This window comes from Pseudomonas sp. BN411 (assembly GCF_029871235.1).
GTDB lineage: Bacteria > Pseudomonadota > Gammaproteobacteria > Pseudomonadales > Pseudomonadaceae > Metapseudomonas.
On record NZ_SSOM01000073.1, the window covers coordinates 259,181 to 278,569 of the forward strand.

Annotated in this window: 14 protein-coding genes; 11 read left to right on the forward strand and 3 right to left on the reverse strand. The window is 65.1% G+C overall.

All coding sequences use genetic code 11. The features are described 5' to 3' along the window. Positions 1-104: 104 nt before the first annotated feature. Positions 105-3,890 (forward strand): EAL domain-containing protein, encoded by a 3,786-nt coding sequence (locus E8F06_RS19255; protein ID WP_280370102.1) that lies wholly within the window; start codon positions 105-107, stop codon positions 3,888-3,890. Positions 3,891-4,017: 127 nt separating this feature from the next. On the opposite strand, the gene rimK is transcribed toward E8F06_RS19255, so the two are convergent. Together rimK and E8F06_RS19265 are read right to left on the reverse strand one after the other, a co-directional pair. Continuing rightward, positions 4,018-4,923, reverse strand: a complete 906-nt coding sequence (gene rimK / locus E8F06_RS19260) for a 30S ribosomal protein S6--L-glutamate ligase (protein WP_151138159.1) — start codon at positions 4,921-4,923, stop codon at positions 4,018-4,020. Next, complete coding sequence (locus E8F06_RS19265) at positions 4,920-5,357, reverse strand: ATP-dependent zinc protease (RefSeq protein WP_280370632.1); 438 nt, start codon at positions 5,355-5,357, stop codon at positions 4,920-4,922. The genes rimK and E8F06_RS19265 overlap by 4 nt, the downstream gene beginning before the upstream one ends. Positions 5,358-5,504: 147 nt before the next feature. Here E8F06_RS19265 and E8F06_RS19270 point away from each other — a divergent pair, with 147 nt between their 5' ends. The 5 genes from E8F06_RS19270 (at position 5,505) to E8F06_RS19290 (ending at position 11,748) form a co-directional block, all read left to right on the forward strand. Next, positions 5,505-5,915, forward strand: coding sequence for a S4 domain-containing protein (locus E8F06_RS19270; protein ID WP_280370104.1), 411 nt, complete (start codon positions 5,505-5,507; stop codon positions 5,913-5,915). Between the two features lie 153 nt (positions 5,916-6,068). Beyond that, positions 6,069-6,956 carry an Hsp33 family molecular chaperone HslO gene (gene hslO, locus E8F06_RS19275; protein WP_280370106.1) on the forward strand — a complete coding sequence of 296 codons (888 nt, stop codon included), beginning with the start codon at positions 6,069-6,071 and terminating at the stop codon, positions 6,954-6,956. A gap of 194 nt (positions 6,957-7,150) precedes the next feature. Next, complete coding sequence (locus E8F06_RS19280) at positions 7,151-8,695, forward strand: phosphoenolpyruvate carboxykinase (protein ID WP_280370108.1); 1,545 nt, start codon at positions 7,151-7,153, stop codon at positions 8,693-8,695. 278 nt (positions 8,696-8,973) lie between these two features. After that, entirely contained in the window at positions 8,974-10,914 is a 1,941-nt protein-coding gene (locus E8F06_RS19285) for an ATP-dependent DNA helicase RecQ (RefSeq protein ID WP_280370110.1), read from the forward strand. Between the two features lie 231 nt (positions 10,915-11,145). Then, positions 11,146-11,748 carry a nitroreductase family protein gene (locus tag E8F06_RS19290; protein ID WP_280370112.1) on the forward strand — a complete coding sequence of 201 codons (603 nt, stop codon included), beginning with the start codon at positions 11,146-11,148 and terminating at the stop codon, positions 11,746-11,748. 93 nt (positions 11,749-11,841) lie between these two features. Here the strand turns inward: E8F06_RS19290 and E8F06_RS19295 are convergent, their stop codons facing one another. Then, complete coding sequence (locus E8F06_RS19295; RefSeq protein WP_280370634.1) at positions 11,842-12,741, reverse strand: LysR family transcriptional regulator; 900 nt, start codon at positions 12,739-12,741, stop codon at positions 11,842-11,844. 201 nt (positions 12,742-12,942) lie between these two features. Here E8F06_RS19295 and E8F06_RS19300 point away from each other — a divergent pair, with 201 nt between their 5' ends. The 5 genes from E8F06_RS19300 (at position 12,943) to sstT (ending at position 19,313) form a co-directional block, all read left to right on the forward strand. Then, entirely contained in the window at positions 12,943-14,181 is a 1,239-nt protein-coding gene (locus E8F06_RS19300; protein ID WP_280370114.1) for a 3-hydroxyacyl-CoA dehydrogenase, read from the forward strand. Position 14,182: 1 nt separating this feature from the next. After that, complete coding sequence (locus E8F06_RS19305) at positions 14,183-15,973, forward strand: acyl-CoA dehydrogenase C-terminal domain-containing protein (RefSeq protein ID WP_280370116.1); 1,791 nt, start codon at positions 14,183-14,185, stop codon at positions 15,971-15,973. Positions 15,974-16,037: 64 nt separating this feature from the next. After that, positions 16,038-17,201: an iron-containing alcohol dehydrogenase gene (locus E8F06_RS19310; RefSeq protein ID WP_280370118.1), complete on the forward strand. Its 1,164-nt coding sequence runs from the start codon at positions 16,038-16,040 to the stop codon at positions 17,199-17,201. Between the two features lie 92 nt (positions 17,202-17,293). After that, positions 17,294-17,731 (forward strand): thioesterase family protein, encoded by a 438-nt coding sequence (locus tag E8F06_RS19315; RefSeq protein ID WP_280370120.1) that lies wholly within the window; start codon positions 17,294-17,296, stop codon positions 17,729-17,731. Between the two features lie 337 nt (positions 17,732-18,068). After that, a complete protein-coding gene (gene sstT / locus E8F06_RS19320; RefSeq protein WP_280370122.1) occupies positions 18,069-19,313 on the forward strand; it encodes a serine/threonine transporter SstT in 1,245 nt (414 codons plus the stop codon). The last annotated feature ends 76 nt before the right edge of the window (positions 19,314-19,389 follow it).

Genomic DNA, 19,389 nt, shown 5'->3' on the forward strand with positions numbered 1-19,389 from the left:
GGATTCGGACCTGCCATCGGCAGTGCTGTCACGACGCCAGTCGTTCGGCGTACGCTAGCCCGGCGCTGGGCTATCCTCAGCTTGCGCACCGACATGAGGTCAGTATGCCAGCTGCTTCTTTCCGACTACCCCAATGGACCTGGTGGTTGCCTCTGCCGCTGCTGCATCTGGCCACTTGGGTTTCCCTTGGTACCCAGGCTTCCAGTGGACTGGCCGTCTGGTACCTGCCCTTTGCCCTCGGCCTGGTGTTCTGCCTGTGGTGGGGCGCGCGGGTGCTGCCTGCCATCTATTTCAACGCGCTGCTCAGCGTGCCCCTGTGGGACCTCAGTTGGTACTGGGCGCCGCTCTACGCCGTGCCGGAAACACTCAGCGTCGCCGTGGGCTGGTGGGCGCTCAAGCGTGCCGGTTGCCACGCTGACCTGCGCGACTTCCCTGAATTGCTGCGTTTCATGCTCTACGGCGTGCTGCTGCCGGTGAGCCTGCTGGTCTACGGCGAGCAGGCGGCGCTGATGCTGAGCCATAGCACGGCACGCGAGAGCTGGGGCAACTCCGCCCTGCTGGTCTGGCCCGGAGCGTGCCTGACCACTCTGGCTGTCAGCCTGCCGCTGCTGACCTACCTCACGCCGCTGTTCAGCCGCCGTGGCTGGGTGCCGGAGCCGGTGGAGGCGTTGCCGGAGACCCTGCACCGCCTGCCGCCCTGGCCATTGCTGCTGGTGCTGGCGCTACTCATTCCCTGGCTGCTGACCGTCGTGCCGCTGATCCTCACCCTGCCGCCCATCGGTTTGATGATGCTCGGATTGGGGCTGGTCTGGGGCTTTCCCGGTGCCCTCTGCGGTGCCGGCCTCACTGCCCTGACCGTGCTCGCCCTGCCGGCGCTGCGCCAGTTCGATGGTGCTGCGCGCCTGGCCGAGCCGCAGTCGGGCGTCGAACTCTATTTCAGTGTGCTGCTGCTGATGATGTCCGCCCTGCTGGTCGGGCGTAGCCTGAGCGACCTGCGTCTGGCGTTGGCTCGCCGCGACGAGATGCAGAAGGAACTGGCCATGAGCAACCTGGCGCTACAGGCCAGCCCCCTGGGGGTGACCATCGTCGACGCGCGCCAGGCCGACCAGCCGCTGATCTACTGCAACCCGGCCTTCGAACAGATGAGCGGCTATTCGCGAGACGAGGCCCTGGGCAATCACTGGCGCTTCCTGCTCCATCACGACCGCAACCAGTCCGAGCTGCCGCGTCTGCAGGATGCGTTGCAGCGCGGCGAACAGTGCCAGCTGGTGCTACGCAACTACCGCAAGGACGGCAGCCTGTTCTGGAACGAGATCACCGTGGCGCCCATGCGCGACGCCTTGGGCATCAGCCATTTCGTCGCCCTGCAGCACGACGTCAGCGGCCGCGAAATGCTCTCCGAAGAACTGGATACCCGCCGTGACGAGTTGCTGCGCCAGACGCACCTGCTGAACCAGACCGAAGCCATTGCCGACATCGGCAGCTGGGTGCTGGAGATCGCCACCCTGAAGATGGCCTGGAGCGAGGGCAGCTTCCGCATCTATGAACTGGACCCGAGTGCTGGCGCTCCCAGCCTCGGGCAGATGCTCAGCTACTTCGACCCGGCCAGCCGCTCGCTGCTGGAAGACACCCTGGAGCAGTGCCTGCGCAGCGCCGAGCCCTTCGACGTGGAGCTGCGCATCCAGGCCGCTCGCGGTACTCCGCGCTGGCTACGGATCAAGGGGTTGGCCGAGCACGATGGCGATCAGGTGATCCGCATCTACGGCGCCATGCTCGACCTGACCAGCCAGAAGCGCGCCGAGCGCCTGCAGCACGAGCGCGACAAGCACCTGCACCTGTTCTTCGAGGCGCCGTTGATCGGCATGGCGCTGTGCACCCCGGACCAGCGCTGGGAAGAGGTCAACTACAAGCTCTGCAGCATTCTCGGCCGCTCCCGCGAACAGCTGCGCGGCGTCGACTGGATGAGCATGACGGTGGCCGAGGACCGCGCTGCCGAGGAAGCACTGCTGGAGGAGGTGCGCAAGGGCGAGCGCGATGGCTACGAACTCGACAAGCGCTTCATGAAAGGCTCCGGTGGCACGGTGCACGCGCGGGTCAACGTGCGCGGTGTACGTGACCTGGACGGCCAGCTCTATGCCTTGCTGGCGCTGGTAGAAGACATCAGCGCCCGGCACGAGGCCGAGGCGCGCTACCGGACCCTGGTGGAGCACGCGCCGGAAGCCATCCTGGTGTTCGATCCACAGCACGGCATCGTCGAAGCCAACGAGAACGCCGCGCGCCTGTTCGGCATGTCCCGCGAGCTGCTGCACGGCCACATGCCCACCAGCTTCAGCCCACCGCTGCAGGCCGATGGCCGCTCGTCGCGGGAGCTGGGCAATGCCTATACCCGCGCCGCGCTCAAGGGCGACACGCCCACTTTCGACTGGCTGATGCGCGACGTGAACGGCCGCGTGCGTCCGTGCGAGGTGCGCCTGGTGCGCCTGCCCGGCGAGGGCCGGCCGCTGATCCGCCTGAGCATCACCGATATCTCCGAGCGCCAGCGCTACCAGCGCGAGATCGAGCGCCTGGCCTACAGCGACGAGCTCACCGGCCTGCCCAATCGCCGCTTGCTGCTCGACCGCCTGCAACACGCCATGGCCCGTGAGCAGCGCGAGGGCCGCTACGGGGCGTTGCTGTTCATCGACCTGGACCACTTCAAGACGGTCAACGACAGCCTTGGCCACCCAGTGGGCGATGCCCTGCTGCGGGAGGTCACGGCACGTCTGGCCGGTTGCCTGCGCAATGAAGACACCCTGGCGCGACTTGGCGGCGACGAGTTCGTGGTGCTGTTGGAAGCCCTGGCTGACAACCCGGAACAGGCCGGCAAGCTGGCCGCCGAGGTGGGCGACAAACTGCTGCAGAGCCTGCACGGCAGTTACACCATCGGCGAACACGAACTGGTGGTCAGCGCCAGCATCGGTATCGCCCTGCATCCCTTCATCGAGCAGGTCGCCGCCGACGTCCTCAAGCAGGCGGACACCGCCATGTATCGGGCCAAGCAGTCCGGGCGCAACGCCCTGCATTTCTTCGCGCCGGAAATGCAGGCGGCCATCGACCAGCGCCTGCAGCTGCAGAGCGAGCTGCGCCAGGCCATCGACCGCGGCCAGCTCAGCCTGGAGTTTCAACCGCAACTGGCCCTGGCCGATGGTCGTGTACTGGGTGCCGAGGCGCTGATGCGCTGGCATCACCCCACACGCGGTGAAGTGCCGCCAGCGCAGTTCATCCCGTTGGCCGAAGAAACCGGCCTGATCCTCGAACTCTCAGACTGGATGCTGGAGCGCGCCTGCACCTGCCTCGCCACCTGGCAGACCGACCTGCCGTGGCTGGTGCTGGCCATCAACGTCAGCCCCCGCGAGCTGCGCAAACCCGGCTTCGTCGAACGCATCAACAGCGCCCTCAAGCGCCATGGCGTTCCGCCCGGCCGGCTGGAGCTGGAAATCACCGAAGGCAGCCTGCTGGAAGAGGTGGAACAGTGCATTTCCGCCATGCAAGCGCTCAAGTCGCTGGGCGTGCGTTTTGCCATCGACGATTTCGGCACGGGCTATTCATCCCTGGCTTACCTCAAGCGCCTGCCGCTGGACAGGCTGAAGATCGACCGCAGCTTCGTCGATGGCCTGGCCGTCGACGCGAGCGACCTGGCCCTGGTGGAAACCATATTGGCCATCGGCCGCAATCTCGGCCTGGAATGCATTGCCGAAGGCATCGAGAGCGAAGAACAACTGTCCATGCTGCGCCAGCGCGGCTGCGAGCTGGGCCAGGGCTATTTCTTCAGCCGGCCGCTGGACGAGGGAGACTTCCGCAGCTGGATTCGCGAGCGGGAAGGTCGGCAGGCGGTGGTGCAGAGCCTGTAAGGCGCATGAATCTGCCCCATGTGGGGGCGAATTCATTCGCGAAGCGGACCGCAGGTCCGCCTGCTGACTCGCATGGGGCCAGCTTCGCTGGCCACTGCGATTGAAATCGCCCCACAGCGCGGGGCGCTTACCCCTTGCCTTTGGTCCTGGTCGAATTGGGGCAGGCGTTCTTCTCCAGGTACTGGATGATGATTCCAGCCACATCGTGCCCAGTGGTGGTCTCGATGCCTTCCAGGCCGGGGGAGGAATTCACCTCCATCACCAGCGGGCCGTGATTGGAGCGCAGGATGTCCACGCCCGCCACCGACAGGCCCATGACCTTGGCGGCGCGGATCGCAGTCATGCGCTCTTCCGGGGTGATCTTGATCAGGCTGGCGCTGCCGCCGCGATGCAGGTTGGAGCGGAATTCACCCGGCTTGGCCTGGCGCTTCATCGCCGCGATCACCTTGTCGCCCACCACGAAGCAGCGGATATCGGCGCCGCCGGCCTCGCGGATGTATTCCTGCACCATGATGTTCTGCTTCAGGCCCATGAAGGCCTCGATCACCGATTCGGCGGCCTTCTCCGTTTCGCACAGCACCACGCCTATGCCCTGGGTGCCTTCCAGCACCTTGATCACCAGCGGCGCGCCGTTGACCATGCGGATCAGGTCGGGGATGTCGTCGGGGGAGTGGGCGAAGCCGGTCACCGGCAGGCCGATGCCCTTGCGCGAGAGCAGCTGCAGCGAGCGCAACTTGTCCCGCGAGCGGGTGATGGCCACCGATTCGTTGAGCGGGAATACCCCCATCATCTCGAACTGGCGCAGCACGGCGCAGCCATAGAAGGTGACCGAGGCGCCGATCCGCGGGATCACCGCGTCGAAGCCCTCCAGCGGCTGGCCGCGGTAGTGGATCTGCGGCTTGTGGCTGGCGATGTTCATATAGGCGCGCAGGGTGTCGATGACCACCATCTCATGGCCGCGCTGCTGGCCGGCCTCGACGAGGCGGCGAGTCGAATACAGGCGCGGATTGCGCGATAACACGGCGATTTTCATTGGGCACCCGGAAGGGAAAGAGTCGGTTTTTCCTGAACGTAGGTGAGTGCCGGGTTGACCACCAGTTGCGCCTGGACCAGGGCCTTGGAGCCCAGCAGAACGCGGTAACGCATGGTCTTGCGGCAGGCCAGGGTGAACTCGATAGGCCAGATCCGGTCACCCAGCGCGAGCAGGGTGCGAATGACATAACGGGTCTGTGCCTGGCCGTTGGAGCTTTTTATGGTCTTCACCGAAACCACTTGCGCTTCGCAACGATGTCGCCGCTGCACCAGGGTGCCGAGGTGCGCGGTGAACCGGACCCACTGCTTGCCTTTCTTTTCAAAGGGGATGATGTCGCTGGCGTGCAGGGTGGAGGTGCTGGCGCCGGTATCGATCTTTGCGCGCAGGCCGACCATGCCGAGTTCTGGCAGGGCGATCCATTCGCGGAGTCCGATCACGGAGAGATGGTCGAAAGTCTTCAATGCAGGCTTTCCGGTAAAGTTGGCGCATTCTAGTGGGCCGATGTGACAACTGCATCTGGCCCTGGCTGAGCTTAGACCGGGCTGGCGAATGGGGCAGCCCGTGCAGGATGGAAACGAGTCATGCGTGCGAAAGAGAAAGACGACAAAGACGACGACAAGGTTCGCCTCGACAAGTGGCTGTGGGCCGCGCGCTTCTACAAGACCCGCGCCCTGGCCAAGGAAGCCATCGAGGGAGGCAAGGTCCACCATCACGGCGATCGCTGCAAGCCGTCGAAGGAGCCCCGGGTCGGGGACGAATATGTGATCCGCACCGGTTTCGATGAACGCACTGTCGTCGTCCGCGCACTGTCGGTGGTCCGGCGTGGTGCCCCCGAGGCGCAGACCCTCTACGAGGAAACTGCCGAAAGCCTGGCCAAGCGCGAAGAGGCCGCCGCCATGCGCAAGGCCGGTGCCCTGGGTATCCAGACCGATGGCCGGCCGACCAAGAAACAGCGCCGGCAGATTCATTTCCTGCGCGGCGGTCACGAATAGGGTCACAGCGAAGACCGGCCCCTGCCGCCGGGTTTTCGATCGATAGAAAACGCCCGCATCGGTGATAGACAACCGGCCCTTGGTCAGCCAGCGGATTTGCGCATAAAATCGCCAGCCTTTCGGCCAAATTGGCCCAAATGCAGCGAGTCCGGCATGACCGATTTCACCCAACGTTTTCTGTTCGACGACACCGATGTGCGCGGAGAACTGGTCTCCCTCGGCGAGAGCTACGCCCACGTCCTGGCCAAGCATCCCTACCCGGAACCGGTTGCCCAACTGCTCGGTGAGATGCTCGCCGCCGCTTCCCTGCTGGTCGGCACCCTGAAGTTCGATGGCATGCTGGTGTTGCAGGCGCGTTCCTCCGGCGCGGTTCCGCTGCTGATGGTGGAATGCTCCAGCGACCGCGAAGTGCGTGGCATCGCCCGTTATCACGCGAGCCAGGTCAGCCCGTCCGCCGGCCTGGCCGAGCTGATGCCCGAAGGTTCGCTGACCCTGACCGTGGACCCGAAGCAGGGCCAGCGCTACCAGGGCATCGTCGCCCTCGAAGGCGCCACCCTGGCCGAGTGCCTGTCCAGCTACTTCGACAATTCCCAGCAGTTACCCACCCGTTTCTGGCTCAACGCCGACGGTCGCAATGCCCGTGGCATGCTGCTCCAGGCCCTGCCGGCGGACCGCCTGAAGGATACCGAGGCCCGCGAGGCCAACTGGCAGCACCTGACCACCCTGGCCGACACCCTGACCGCCGAGGAGCTTCTCGGTCTGGACAACGAAACCGTGCTGCACCGCCTCTATCATGAAGAAGCGGTACGCCTGTTCGATCCGCAGGTCATCCATTTCCGCTGCAGCTGCTCGCGTCAGCGTTCGGCCAACGCACTGGTCAGCCTGGGCAAGGACGATGCTGAAGCCCTGCTGCTGGAAAGCGGCGGCACCGTGGTGATCGATTGCCAGTTCTGCAATCAGCGCTACTCGTTCGACGCGGCGGACATCGCCCAGTTGTTCGCCGGTGGCGGCAGCGCCGCACCGTCGGAAACGCGCCACTGAATATGTAGTGTGCCCATCGGGTCGCTGCGTGACCGGGGTGCGATTATCGGTCAGGAATATGCCCGGCTGACAGGAGGTTTCTACCCAAAGCGGGCTTTTCTGGCATAATCGCGCGCACTTTTTTCGCTGTAGGGGGTCGCAGTACCCACTACAAATCGCTTGGAGGACTCGGCTTTTCGCCGACGGGGAACCACATGACGCAAGCCAATAACGCCGTGTACACCGATATCAGCGCCGCGCAACTGGTCGAAGAGGCCATCCGCCGTGGTGAGGGTGAACTGGCCGCCAACGGTTCGTTGGTAGTGAAAACCGGCCACCGCACCGGTCGTTCTCCGGCAGATCGTTTCATCGTTCAAGAGCCGAGCACCGATGCCAAGATCGCCTGGGGCAACATCAACCGTCCCTTCCCGGCGGACAAATTCGATGCACTGTGGGCTCGCGTTGAAGCTTATGTGACCGAACGTGAGCGTTTCGTCTCCCATGTGCACGTTGGCGCCGATCCTGAGCACTACCTGGCCGTCAAAATGACCACCGAGACCGCCTGGCACAACCTGTTCGGCCGTTGCCTGTTCATCAATCCGGAACAGTACAACCCGCAGTCCCGCCAGGAGTGGCAGATCCTCAACGCCCCGAACTTCGTCTGCGAACCGGAGCGTGACGGCACCAACTCCGATGGTTGCGTGATCCTCAACTTCGCCGCCAAGAAAGTCCTGATCGCCGGCATGCGCTACGCCGGTGAAATGAAGAAGGCCATGTTCTCCGTGCAGAACTTCCTGCTGCCGGAAAAAGACGTGCTGCCGATGCACTGCGCCGCCAACGTTGGCGAAGAAGGCGACACCACCCTGTTCTTCGGCCTGTCCGGCACCGGCAAGACCACCCTGTCCGCCGACCCGAGCCGTTACCTGATCGGTGACGACGAGCACGGCTGGGGCGTGGGCACCGTGTTCAACGTCGAAGGCGGTTGCTACGCCAAGTGCATCGATCTGTCCGAGAAGAACGAGCCGGTAATCTGGAAAGCCATCCAGTTCGGCGCCGTGCTGGAAAACGTGGTGCTGAACCCGGAAACCCGCCTGCCCGACTACAGCGATGACAGCCTGACCCAGAACACCCGTGCCGCCTACCCGCTGCACCTGGTGGAGAAGCGCGTCGAGGCCAACCGTGCCGGCGAGCCGAACGCAGTGATCTTCCTGACCTGCGACCTGACCGGCGTGCTGCCGCCCGTTTCCATCCTGAACAACGAGCAGGCTGCCTACCACTTCCTGTCCGGCTACACCGCGCTGGTCGGTTCCACCGAAATGGGTTCCGGCGGCGGCATCAAGTCCACCTTCTCCACCTGCTTCGGCGCACCGTTCTTCCCGCGCCCGGCTGGCGAGTACGCTGAGCTGCTGATCAAGCGCATCCAGGGCTTCGGCTCCAAGGTGTACCTGGTCAACACCGGCTGGACCGGTGGTGGCTACGGCGTTGGCAAGCGCTTCAACATCCCGACTACCCGCGGTGTGATCGCTGCCATCCAGAGCGGTGCCCTGATCGGTGCCGAGACCGAGCACCTGGACACCATCAACCTGGACGTGCCGAAAGCCGTACCGGGCGTCGACACCAACCTGCTCAACCCGCGCAACACCTGGGCTGACAAGGCTGCCTACGACGAAGCTGCCAAGGTCCTGGCTGCGCAGTTCGTCGAGAACTTCAAGAAGTTCGACGTTTCCGACGCCATCAAAAACGCCGGCCCGCAGCTCTAAGCTGCACCGCGTCCTTGTGAAGAAGCCGCCTCCGGGCGGCTTTTTCATTGTTGGCGGTCGAGTAGGATGGCGTAGAGCGAAGCGAAACCCATCAGGGGCCTGCGCCATTGGTACTCCTTCCAACCTCCGACGGTGGGTCGATGAAGCGTGACCCACCCTACGTCTACACCGAGCCGTAACATTCGCCCCGGAGTTCCGGAATCGTCCCACCCAATTGGCGCACCGAGGCGGTGTGCTGCGGGTCCATGATCAATGCCCCCGTCAAAGGAGTGATCCCCATGCCCGCAACCAGCCTCGCCAAGGTCTTCGGTTACGACCATTTCCGCCCCGGCCAGGAAGCCGCCATCTCCGCCGTACTGGCGGGCCGTTCGGCCGCCGCCATCTTTCCCACCGGTTCCGGCAAGTCGCTGTGCTACCAATTGCCGGCCCTGCACCTGCCGCACCTGACCCTGGTGGTGTCGCCACTGCTAGCGCTGATGCAGGACCAACTGGCCTTCCTGCACCGTCACGGCATCGCCGCAGCCAGCATCGACTCGGCGCAGAGCCGCGAAGAGGCGGCCGAGGTCATGGCGCGGGCGCGCGCCGGTGAGCTGAAGATCCTGATGATTTCCGTCGAGCGCCTGAAGAACGAGCGCTTCCGTGGATTCATCCAGCAGGTGCCGATCTCGCTGCTGGTGGTGGATGAGGCCCACTGCATTTCCGAGTGGGGCCACAATTTCCGACCCGACTACCTCAAGCTGCCCGAGTACCAGCGCCAGTTCGGCATCCCCCAGGTGCTGCTGCTGACCGCCACGGCGACGCCGACGGTGATCGCCGATATACAGCGCAAGTTCGCCATCGCCGATGCCGATGTCATCACCACCGGCTTCTACCGTCCCAACCTCAACCTGTTGGTGGAGCCGGTGGCCGGTGCGCGCAAGCTGGACCGGCTGGCGAGCTGGCTGGGCGATCGCGCGGGGCAGCCGGCCATCGTCTACGTCACCCTGCAGAAAACCGCTGAAGACGTGGCCGGGTGGCTGACCGAGCGCGGCGTCGCCGCGAGCGCCTATCACGCTGGCATGGCCCATGAGGAGCGTGAGGCGCTGCAGCGCCGGTTCATGGCCGGGCAGGTCAATGTGATGGTCGCCACCATCGCTTTCGGCATGGGCATCGACAAGAGCGACATCCGCCAGGTGGTGCACTACGACCTGCCCAAGTCGGTGGAAAACTACAGCCAGGAGATTGGCCGCGCCGGGCGTGACGGCCAGCCTTCGGACTGCCTGGTACTGGCCAACCGCGACAGCCTCAACGTGCTGGAGAACTTCGTCTATGGCGATACGCCGGAGCTGTCTGGCATCCGCCTGGTGCTGGCGGAGCTGAAGGCGGCAGGGCAGGGTGGGGACCGCTGGGAGCTGATGCTCGGCGCGCTCTCGGACCAGAGCAACATTCGCCAGCTGCCGCTGAAAACCCTGCTGGTGCAGCTGGAACTGCGCGGCATCATCGCGCCGCTCTATGCGTACTTCGCCGATTACCGCTTCAAGCATCTGTTGGCGCCTGAAGCCCTGGTGGAGCAGTTCGACGGTGAGCGTCGCCAGTTCGTCGAAGCGCTGCTGCGCACCTCCACCCGAGCACGCACTTGGTGCACCGTGGATTTCGACCGTCTCTATCGCGAGTACAACGCCGAGCGCAGCCGCGTGGTGAAGGCTCTGGATTACTTCCAGGAGCGCGGCTGGATCGAGTTGGAAAGCAAGCAGATGACCGAGGTCTACGCCCTGCAGAAACCCGACTTCGAGCCGGAAGCCCTGGCCGTCGAACTGCACCGTTACTTCCGCCAGCAGGAAGACAGCGAAATCGCACGCATCCAGGCGATGCTGCAGCTGTTCTCCAGCGACAGTTGCCTCAGTGCGCGGCTTGCCCGCTATTTCGGCGACCACGAGGTCCCCGAGCGCTGCGGCCACTGCTCGGTATGCCAGGGCCGCGTGGCGCGCCTGCCGGAGCCGCCAGCCCTGGCGCCCCTGACGGAGCGGAGCTTCAGCGCCCTGTGTGGCGGCTTCAGCCAGCGCTACCAGGAATTGCGCGGCGAGCCGCCCAGCGCCGAATGCCTGACCCGACTGCTCTGCGGCATCAGTGCACCGCTCTTCACCCGGCTCAAGGCGCGCAACCTGCCGGGCTTCGCTGCGTTGGAGGCCTATCCCTACGCCGAGGTGCGCAATTGGGTGAGCCAACAGCGGGACTTGTAGGGGCGAATTCATTCGCCAAGCAGGCTGAAGGCCTGCCCTTCGGCATTGCGGGACCGCTTCGCGGTCCTTGGCGAATGAATTCGCCCCTACAGGTAAAGCCGTGCCTCTCATAGGAAGGTCGGGCCATACGGATTTTTTGATCGATACCATCGTTAATCAGTGTTGGAAGCAGGCCTTGCGGCTGCTTAGGATGGCGCCACTTTCAATCTCGCCTCTCCCAAGGATTCCTACATGCGCATTGACGACGCCATCCGCAGCCGCCGGGCCATCAAGAACTACGACACCAGCTTCAGCATGAGCCGCGAGGACAAGGACGCCCTGCTGGAGCTGGCCCTGCTCGCCCCCACTGCCTTCAACCTGCAGCACGTGCGTCTGGTGGAAGTCAGCGACCCGGCCCTGCGTCAGCGCATTCGCGATGTGGCCTGGGACCAGGCGCAGGTGACCGAAGCCTCGATGCTGGTGATCGTGTGCGCCCGTCTCGACGCCTGGGAGCGGGATTCCGCCCGTGTCTGGGCCGAAGCTCCGCAGCCGGTGCAGGAGTTCATGGCTGGTGCCATCGACACCTACTACCGTGGCAAACCGCAGGTGCAGCGCGATGAAGTGATGCGCAGCTGCGGCCTCGTGGCCCAGACCCTGATGCTCGCCGCGCGTGGCAAGGGCCTGGACAGCTGCCCCATGGACGGCTTCGATTTCGACGCCGTGGCCGACCTGATCCGTCTGCCGGAGAATCATGCAATCGGCTTGATGGTCGCCGTGGGCAAGCAGACCGCACCGGCCCGTCCGCGCATCGGCAAGCTGGCCTTCGACGAAGCGGTGATCCGCGACCAGTTCTGACGACCCCCGCTCCCACAGGCTCCACCGTAGGATGGGTGGAGCGGAGCGATACCCATCATCCCGGTGGGCTGAAGCCCACCCTACTCATCCACCTCATATCCGGCCGATGCCCATCAAAAGCTCGATCAGCCATTGCAGGGCTTCATCCTCTTCGCGCTGGGCCACGCTCACCAGATCGAGGTGGAAAGGGCCGACGGCGAAGGGCAGGGGATGCACCTGCAGGGGCAGCAGGCTGGCGAAGTGATGGGCCAATCGCGCCGGCAGCACCACGCTGAGGTCGGTGCTGGCGACGATATGGGCCGCCTGCAGGTAGTTAGGTGTGGTGTAGACGATGTCCCGCGCCAGCCCCTGTTCCCCCAGCCACTGATCGACCATGCCTTTGGTCTGGCCACCGTGTACCCAGAGGTGGCGTAGCCTGAGAAAGCCGGCGAGGTCGGGCGCCTCCTGCAATTGAGGATGGTCGCGGCGGGCCACCAGGCGCAGCGTTTCGCTCATCCAGCGGCGGCTGGCGAAGCGCGAGGGAATGCTTTCGAAGCGGCCCAGCACCAGGTCCAGTTCTCCGTGGTCCAGTGCGGCGGCGGGCAGGCTCGGAGAGAGGTGGCGGATGGCGATCTTCACCCCCGGCGCTTCCTCGGCCAACTGCTGCAGCAAGCGTGGCATGCAGATCAGTTCCACGTAGTCCGTCACGGCGATGGTGAAGCGCTGGCGGCTGCGTGTCGGGTCGAAGCCTTCACCGATCACCAGGCTCTGCTCGATCTGCTTGAGCGCGGCACGGATCGGCGTCTCCAGCGCCAGCGCCCGTGGCGTCGGCTGCATCGCCCGGCCGACGCGCACCAGCAGCGGGTCGCCGAGCAGCTCGCGCAGACGGTTCAGCGCATTGCTCACCGCCGGCTGGCTGAGGGCCAGGCGCTCCGCCGCGCGGGAGACGTTGCGCTCGCGCAGCAGGGCGTCCAGCACCCGCAGGAGATTGAGATCGAAATTGGAGATATTCACCAGGGGAATGCCATTCATCACAAGACTAAATTTCAAAAATAGTACCGGCTTCCTTAAGGTGATTGGCGTTTTCGTGATCACGCGGCGACCGAGGTTTGTAGGAGCGAGCTTGCTCGCGAACCATGCAGCACATTCGCCAGCAAGCTGGCTCCTACGACGGGCCGCGTCCGTTATCGCCTACTAGAACAAGAGGACATCTCAGTGACCCCTAGCGCATCCAACATCCAGCGGGCCGCCGTGATCGGCGCGGGCACCATGGGCCGAGGTATCGTCATGAGCCTGGCCAGTGCCGGCCTTGAGGTCCGCTGGCTGGACAACAACCCGCAGATGCTCGAACAGGCGCAGGGCGTGGTCGCCGAGACCTATGCCCACAGCGTGCGCCAGGGCCGCATCAGCGAGGCCCAGGCCGCCGAGCGCGTCGCCCGCATCCAGCCGGTGGGCGGCTACGACGAGCTGGCCGATGTCGATCTGGTGATCGAGGCCGTCTTCGAGAACCTCGAACTCAAGCAATCCATCTTCCGCGAGCTGGATGCCCGTCTGAAGCCGACGGCCATCCTCGCCAGCAACACCTCCGCCCTGGATATCGACGCCATCGCCGCCGTGACCGGGCGCCCGGAGCAGGTCCTCGGCCTGCACTTCTTCAGCCCGGCGCACATCATGAAGCTGCTGGAGATCGTCCGTGGCGCACACACGGCACCCGTGGTGCTGGACGCCACCCTGGAACTGGGCCGGCGTATGGGCAAGGTTTGCGTGGTGGCCGGCAACTGCAAGGGTTTCATCGGCAATCGCATGCTCCATACCTACGTGCGCGAGGCGCGCATGATGCTGCTGGAAGGCGCGTTCCCTCATCAGGTGGACAGTGCGCTGCAGGGCTTCGGCTTCGCCATGGGCCCGTTCCGCATGTACGACGTGGTCGGTATCGACCTGGAATGGCGCGCCCGTGAACTGGCGGGCAAGGGCCAGGACGACCCGGCGGTGCAGGTGGACAATCGCCTCTGCGGCCTTGGCCGCTTCGGCCAGAAGTCGCGCATGGGCTACTACCGCTACGCCGAAGGCAGCCGCCAGGCCGAGCACGACCCGGAAGTGGACGCCCTGGTGCTGCAGGTGTCAGAGCAGCTCGGCTTCGAGCGTCGCAATGTCGGCCCCGAGGAAATCCTCGAGCGTTGCCTGCTGGCCCTGGTCAACGAAGGGGCGAAGATCCTCGAAGAAGGCATCGCAGCCTCCAGTACCGACATCGACACCGTTTACCTCAATGGCTACGGCTTTCCGGCCGACAAGGGCGGGCCGATGGCCTGGGCCGACAGCCAGGGGCTGCCGGCTATCCGCGCGCGCCTGGAAGCGCTGGCCGAGCGCTTCGGCAGCCACTGGCAGCCGGCCGCACTGATCCGTCGCCTGGCCGAGTCCGGCCACCACTTCGCCGATTTACAACAGGAGGCCTGACATGGCTTACAAGGCACCCCTGCGCGACATGCGCTTCGTGCTCCACGAACTCTTCGACGTTTCCGGCCACTGCGAACTGCTGGCCAACGGCCTGGACCGCGAGCTGATCGACGGCGTGCTGGAAGAGGGCGCGCGCTACGCGGCCGAAGTGGTCTCGCCGCTCAACCGCAACAGCGACGAAGAAGGCGTGACCCTGGCGCAGGGCGAGGTGACCACGCCCAAGGGCTTCCGCGAGGCTTATCGGCAGTACTGCGACAACGGCTGGGCGAGCATGACCGGCCCGCAGGAGTTCGGCGGCCAGGGTTTCCCGCAGATGGTCGCGTGCAACTTCCACGAGATGCTGATGGGCGCCAGCCTGTCGTTCCGTGTGTATTCCGGCCTCACCGAAGGTGCCGTGCTGGCGCTGTACAAGCACGGCAGCGATGCCCTCAGGCAGGCCTATCTGGAGAACCTGGTGAGCGGACAGTGGGCCGGAACCATGTGCCTCACCGAACCCCAGGCCGGTACCGACCTCGCTTTGCTGCGCACCCGTGCCGAGCCCCAGGCCGACGGCAGTTTCAAGGTCAGCGGCAGCAAGATCTTCATCAGCGGCGGCGAGCAGGACCTGTCCGAGAACATCGTCCACCTGGTGCTGGCGCGCCTGCCGGATGCGCCGGCCGGGGTCAAGGGCATCAGCCTGCTGCTGGTGCCCAAGTTCATCGCCAACCCCGATGGCACGCCGGGAACGAAGAATGCCGTTTCCTGCGGCGCCATCGAACACAAGATGGGGATCAAGGGCGCCGCCACCTGCGTGATGAACTTCGACGGCGCCACCGGCTGGCTGATCGGTGAAGCCAACCAGGGCCTGGCGTGCATGTTCACCATGATGAATGACGCGCGCTTCCAGGTCGGCCTGCAAGGGCTCGGCATCGGCGAGCAGGCTTTCCAGGGCGCCCTGGCCTATGCCCGCGAGCGCCTGCAATCCCGCGCGCTCAGCGGCCCGGCTGCGCCGGAAAAACCGGCTGACCCGATCATCCACCATCCCGATGTGCGACGGATGCTGCTGACCCAGAAGACCCTGGTGGAAGGCAGCCGCATGCTGGCCGCTTACTGCGCGCGCCAGCTGGACCTGGAGCACGGCCATCCGGATGCAGCCCAACGCAAGGCCGCCAGCCGTCGCGCGGCGTTGCTGATCCCCATCGTCAAGGCCTTCCTCACCGACATGGGCCAGGAAGTGGCCAGCCTCGGTGTGCAGGTCTACGGCGGTCATGGCTTCATTCGCGAGTGGGGCATGGAGCAGTTGATGCGCGACAGCCGCATCACCCAGATCTACGAAGGCACCAACGGCATCCAGGCGCTGGACCTGATTCGCCGCAAGCTGATGGGCGACGGCGGTGCCGAACTGGCCGCCCTGCAGGACGAGTTCTCCGCCCTGGCCGATGCCCAGGCTGCGCGCACCGAACTGGCCGAGCTGGCCGGTGCTGTGCTGGCGCGCCTGCAGGAGTGGCGTGGCCTGACCGCGACCCTGCTGGACCGGGTGCGGGAGAACCCCGAGGAAATCGGTGCCGCCTCGGTGGACTTCCTGCAGTACTCGGCCTATGTCCTATTGGCGGGTTTCTGGTTGCAGGCGGCGGCGCGTGCCCAGGACGCCCTGGAAGCGGGCACCTCGGAGGCGGACTTCTACCAGGCCAAGCTGCACAGCGCGCGCTTCTACCTGCGTCGCGTGCTGCCCCGTGCCAGCAGCCACCGCGAGGCCCTGCTGGGCGGCGCGGATTGCCTGATGGCGCTGCCCGAGGCGCATTTCGCCTTCTGACCAGGCGAGCCGGCGCACCGTGTGAATGCGGTGCGCCCCCACAACAACAACGGAGGACGCCCCGATGCAGCCCTTCAGCTTTGCCACTACCGCGCAGATCCTCTGCGAATCCGGCTCGGCCGCACGTCTTGCCGACCTCTGCCGCGAGCGCGGCGCCCAGCGCGTTCTGCTGGTGACCGATCCGGGCATCACGCGGCTTGGCTTGCTGGACGATATCCTCCTCGGATTTGCCCTCGATGGCCTCAGCGTTGCGGTCTACGACCAGGTCCAGGCCGATCCGCCCGAGGCGGTGGTGCTGGAAGCCGTGGAGCTGGGGAAAGTCCTAGGCGCCCAGCTGGTGGTGGGATTCGGCGGCGGCAGCTCGATGGACGTGGCCAAGCTGGTGGCGTTGTTGGCGCACCCGGACTGCCAGCAGGGGCTGGCGGACATCTACGGCGTGGGCAACGCGCGCGGCCAGCGTCTGCCGCTGCTGCAGGTGCCGACCACGGCTGGCACCGGTTCCGAGGTGACGCCCATAGCCATCGTCACCACCGGCGAGACCACCAAGATGGGCGTCGTGTCGCCGCTGCTGCTGCCCGACCTCGCCCTGCTGGACGCCGACCTGACCCTCGGCCTGCCGGCGGCGGTCACGGCAGCGACTGGCATCGACGCCATGGTCCATGCCATCGAGTCCTACACCAGCAAACTGAAGAAGAATCCGCTGTCCGACGTGCTGGGTCGCGAGGCCCTGCGCCTGCTGGCCGGCAACCTCGACGCGGTGGTCCAGGACGGCCGCAACCGCGAAGCGCGCCAGGCCATGCTGCTGGGGGCATGCCTCGCCGGCCAGGCGTTCGCCAATGCCCCGGTGGCGGCCGTGCATGCACTGGCCTATCCGCTGGGCGGGCACTTCCATATTCCCCATGGTCTGTCCAACGCCCTGGTGCTGCCCCACGTGCTCCGCTTCAACGCCGAAGTGGCGGCACCGCTCTACGCAGAGCTGGCGCCGCTGGTGCTCGGCAGCAAACTCAAACAGGGCAGCGAGATGCAGCTCACCGAGCAGTTGATCCTCGAGCTCGCCGCTTTCAGTGAACGCAGCGGATTGCCCACTCGATTGCGCGATGCCGGTGTGCCCGAGGCTATGCTGCCGCGCCTGGCCAGCGATGCCATGTTGCAACAGCGGCTGCTGGTGAATAATCCGCGCGAGGTCAGCGAAGCGCAGGCCCTGGCCATCTACCAAGCCGCCTACTGAACCTCCGGTAGGAGCCAGCTTGCTGGCGAATGCAGCCGTTCGCGAGCAAGCTCGCTCCTACATGAACCGATCCAACCGAACCCAGGAACCCCATGAGCCAACCCCAGCACCTGCGCGGCGACTATCGCCACTTCCAGCCCATCACCACCCGCTGGCACGACAACGACATCTACGGCCATGTGAACAACGTGGTCTATTACGGCTACTTCGACAGCGCGGTGAACACCTACCTGATCGAACAGGGTGGGCTGGATATCCACGACGGCGGCGTGGTGGGTTTCGTGGTCAGTTCGTCCTGCGACTACTTCGCCTCCATCGCCTTCCCCGACCGCATCGAGGTCGGCCTGCGTGTTGGCAAGCTGGGCAACAGTTCGGTGCAATACGAACTGGCGATCTTCAAGCAGGGCGAGAGTGAGGCCTGTGCGGCCGGACGCTTCGTGCATGTCTTCGTTGATCGCGAAAGCAACCGGCCAGTGCCGATTCCCGAGACGCTGCGTGCGGCATTGGCAGAGTTGGTGATCGCAACCTGACCGACTGCTTTGCCTGTGGGGGCGAATGAATTCGCCCCCACAAACACAGATCCCCGCTGTCTTTCAGTCCGTTGACAACTTTCACCCAGTCGACCTGAAACAGCCGAAATGGCGACATGTGTCGGCCCGGCCATCTGTCCTCTCTACACATCCATAGTGTGAATCCGCACAATGCGCGCCAAACCCGAAACGTCCCGACCGGCTGCGAGGTGAACACCACGCGGCAGGGTTCTTTCTTTTTGCTTGATCTGCAGCATGGAGGACGGGGCGTCATCGGAGTCCAATTGCCATTCCCGGGCCGGCTCCTCGTGCGGCCCGACGTTCTGCGGTACCTGCCATGACTCATGCAAACGGCTCCATCCTGCAACGCTTGAAAGGCACCAGCCTGGTGACCCGAATCATCCTCGGCCTGATCGCAGGCATCGCCCTCGCCCTGATCGCCCCTTCGTCCGCCAGTGCCGTCGGCTTGCTCGGCAAGCTCTTCGTCATGGCCCTGAAGGCCGTGGCGCCGGTACTGGTGTTCGTCCTGGTGATCGCCGCCATCGCCAACCACAAACCGGGTGAGCGCACCCATATCAAGCCGATCCTCTTCCTCTACCTGATCGGCACGTTCGCCGCCGCAGTGGTGGCAGTGCTGGCTTCCAGCGTTTTCCCGTCGACCATCGCCCTGACTACCGGCGCCAATGACCTGGCCCCGCCCGGCAACATCTCCGAGGTCCTGCTGGGTCTGCTGGGCAGCGCCGTAGCCAACCCGGTGACCGCGCTGATGGAAGCCAACTTCATCGGCATCCTGGTCTGGGCGGTTGGCTTGGGTATCGCGATCCGCCAGGGCAGCGAAACCACCCGCAACGTGTTCAGCGACCTGTCCCATGGCGTGTCGCTGATCGTCCGTGTGGTGATCAGCTTCGCTCCGCTGGGCATCTTCGGCCTGGTCGCCTCGACCCTCGCGGAAAACGGCATCGGCGTGCTCGCCGACTACGCCCACCTGCTGGCGGTGCTGCTGGGCTGCATGCTCTTCGTGGCCTTCGTGGTGAACCCGCTGATCGTGTTCTGGAAGATTCGCCGCAATCCCTATCCGCTGGTGCTGACCTGCCTGCGCGAAAGCGGTATCACCGCCTTCTTCACCCGCAGCTCTGCCGCCAACATCCCGGTGAACCTGCAGCTGTCGGAAAAGCTCGGTCTGCACGAGGACACCTACTCGGTCTCCATTCCCCTTGGCGCCACCATCAACATGGCTGGCGCGGCCATTACCATCACCGTGCTGACCCTGGCAGCGGTGAAGACCCTGGGCATCGCCGTGGACATTCCCACCGCCATCCTGCTCAGCGTGGTGGCGTCCATTTGCGCCTGTGGCGCTTCCGGTGTGGCCGGTGGTTCCCTGCTGCTGATCCCGCTGGCGTGCAGCCTGTTCGGCATCCCCAGCGAAGTGGCGATGCAGGTGGTCGCCGTCGGTTTCATCATCGGTATCCTTCAGGACGCTGCCGAAACCGCGCTCAACTCGTCCACCGACGTTCTCTTCACCGCCGCCGCCTGCATGGCCAACGGCGACGTGGATGAGGCGCGCGCCGAACAGATCGGCTGAGACACACCAGCGCCCGGCTGGTAAAGGAACACCTTCAGGGGCGCTGACTGCACGCGAGTCAGCGTCCCTGCCCGTT

Excerpts from the sequence above, each read along its gene's own strand:
- E8F06_RS19255 (WP_280370102.1), top strand. The coding sequence starts at position 105 with ATGCCAGCTGCTTCTTTCCGACTACCCCAATGGACCTGGTGGTTGCCT.
- rimK (WP_151138159.1), bottom strand. The coding sequence starts at position 4,923 with ATGAAAATCGCCGTGTTATCGCGCAATCCGCGCCTGTATTCGACTCGC.
- E8F06_RS19270 (WP_280370104.1), top strand. The coding sequence starts at position 5,505 with ATGCGTGCGAAAGAGAAAGACGACAAAGACGACGACAAGGTTCGCCTC.
- hslO (WP_280370106.1), top strand. The coding sequence starts at position 6,069 with ATGACCGATTTCACCCAACGTTTTCTGTTCGACGACACCGATGTGCGC.
- E8F06_RS19280 (WP_280370108.1), top strand. The coding sequence starts at position 7,151 with ATGACGCAAGCCAATAACGCCGTGTACACCGATATCAGCGCCGCGCAA.
- E8F06_RS19285 (WP_280370110.1), top strand. The coding sequence starts at position 8,974 with ATGCCCGCAACCAGCCTCGCCAAGGTCTTCGGTTACGACCATTTCCGC.
- E8F06_RS19290 (WP_280370112.1), top strand. The coding sequence starts at position 11,146 with ATGCGCATTGACGACGCCATCCGCAGCCGCCGGGCCATCAAGAACTAC.
- E8F06_RS19305 (WP_280370116.1), top strand. The coding sequence starts at position 14,183 with ATGGCTTACAAGGCACCCCTGCGCGACATGCGCTTCGTGCTCCACGAA.
- E8F06_RS19310 (WP_280370118.1), top strand. The coding sequence starts at position 16,038 with ATGCAGCCCTTCAGCTTTGCCACTACCGCGCAGATCCTCTGCGAATCC.
- E8F06_RS19315 (WP_280370120.1), top strand. The coding sequence starts at position 17,294 with ATGAGCCAACCCCAGCACCTGCGCGGCGACTATCGCCACTTCCAGCCC.
- sstT (WP_280370122.1), top strand. The coding sequence starts at position 18,069 with ATGACTCATGCAAACGGCTCCATCCTGCAACGCTTGAAAGGCACCAGC.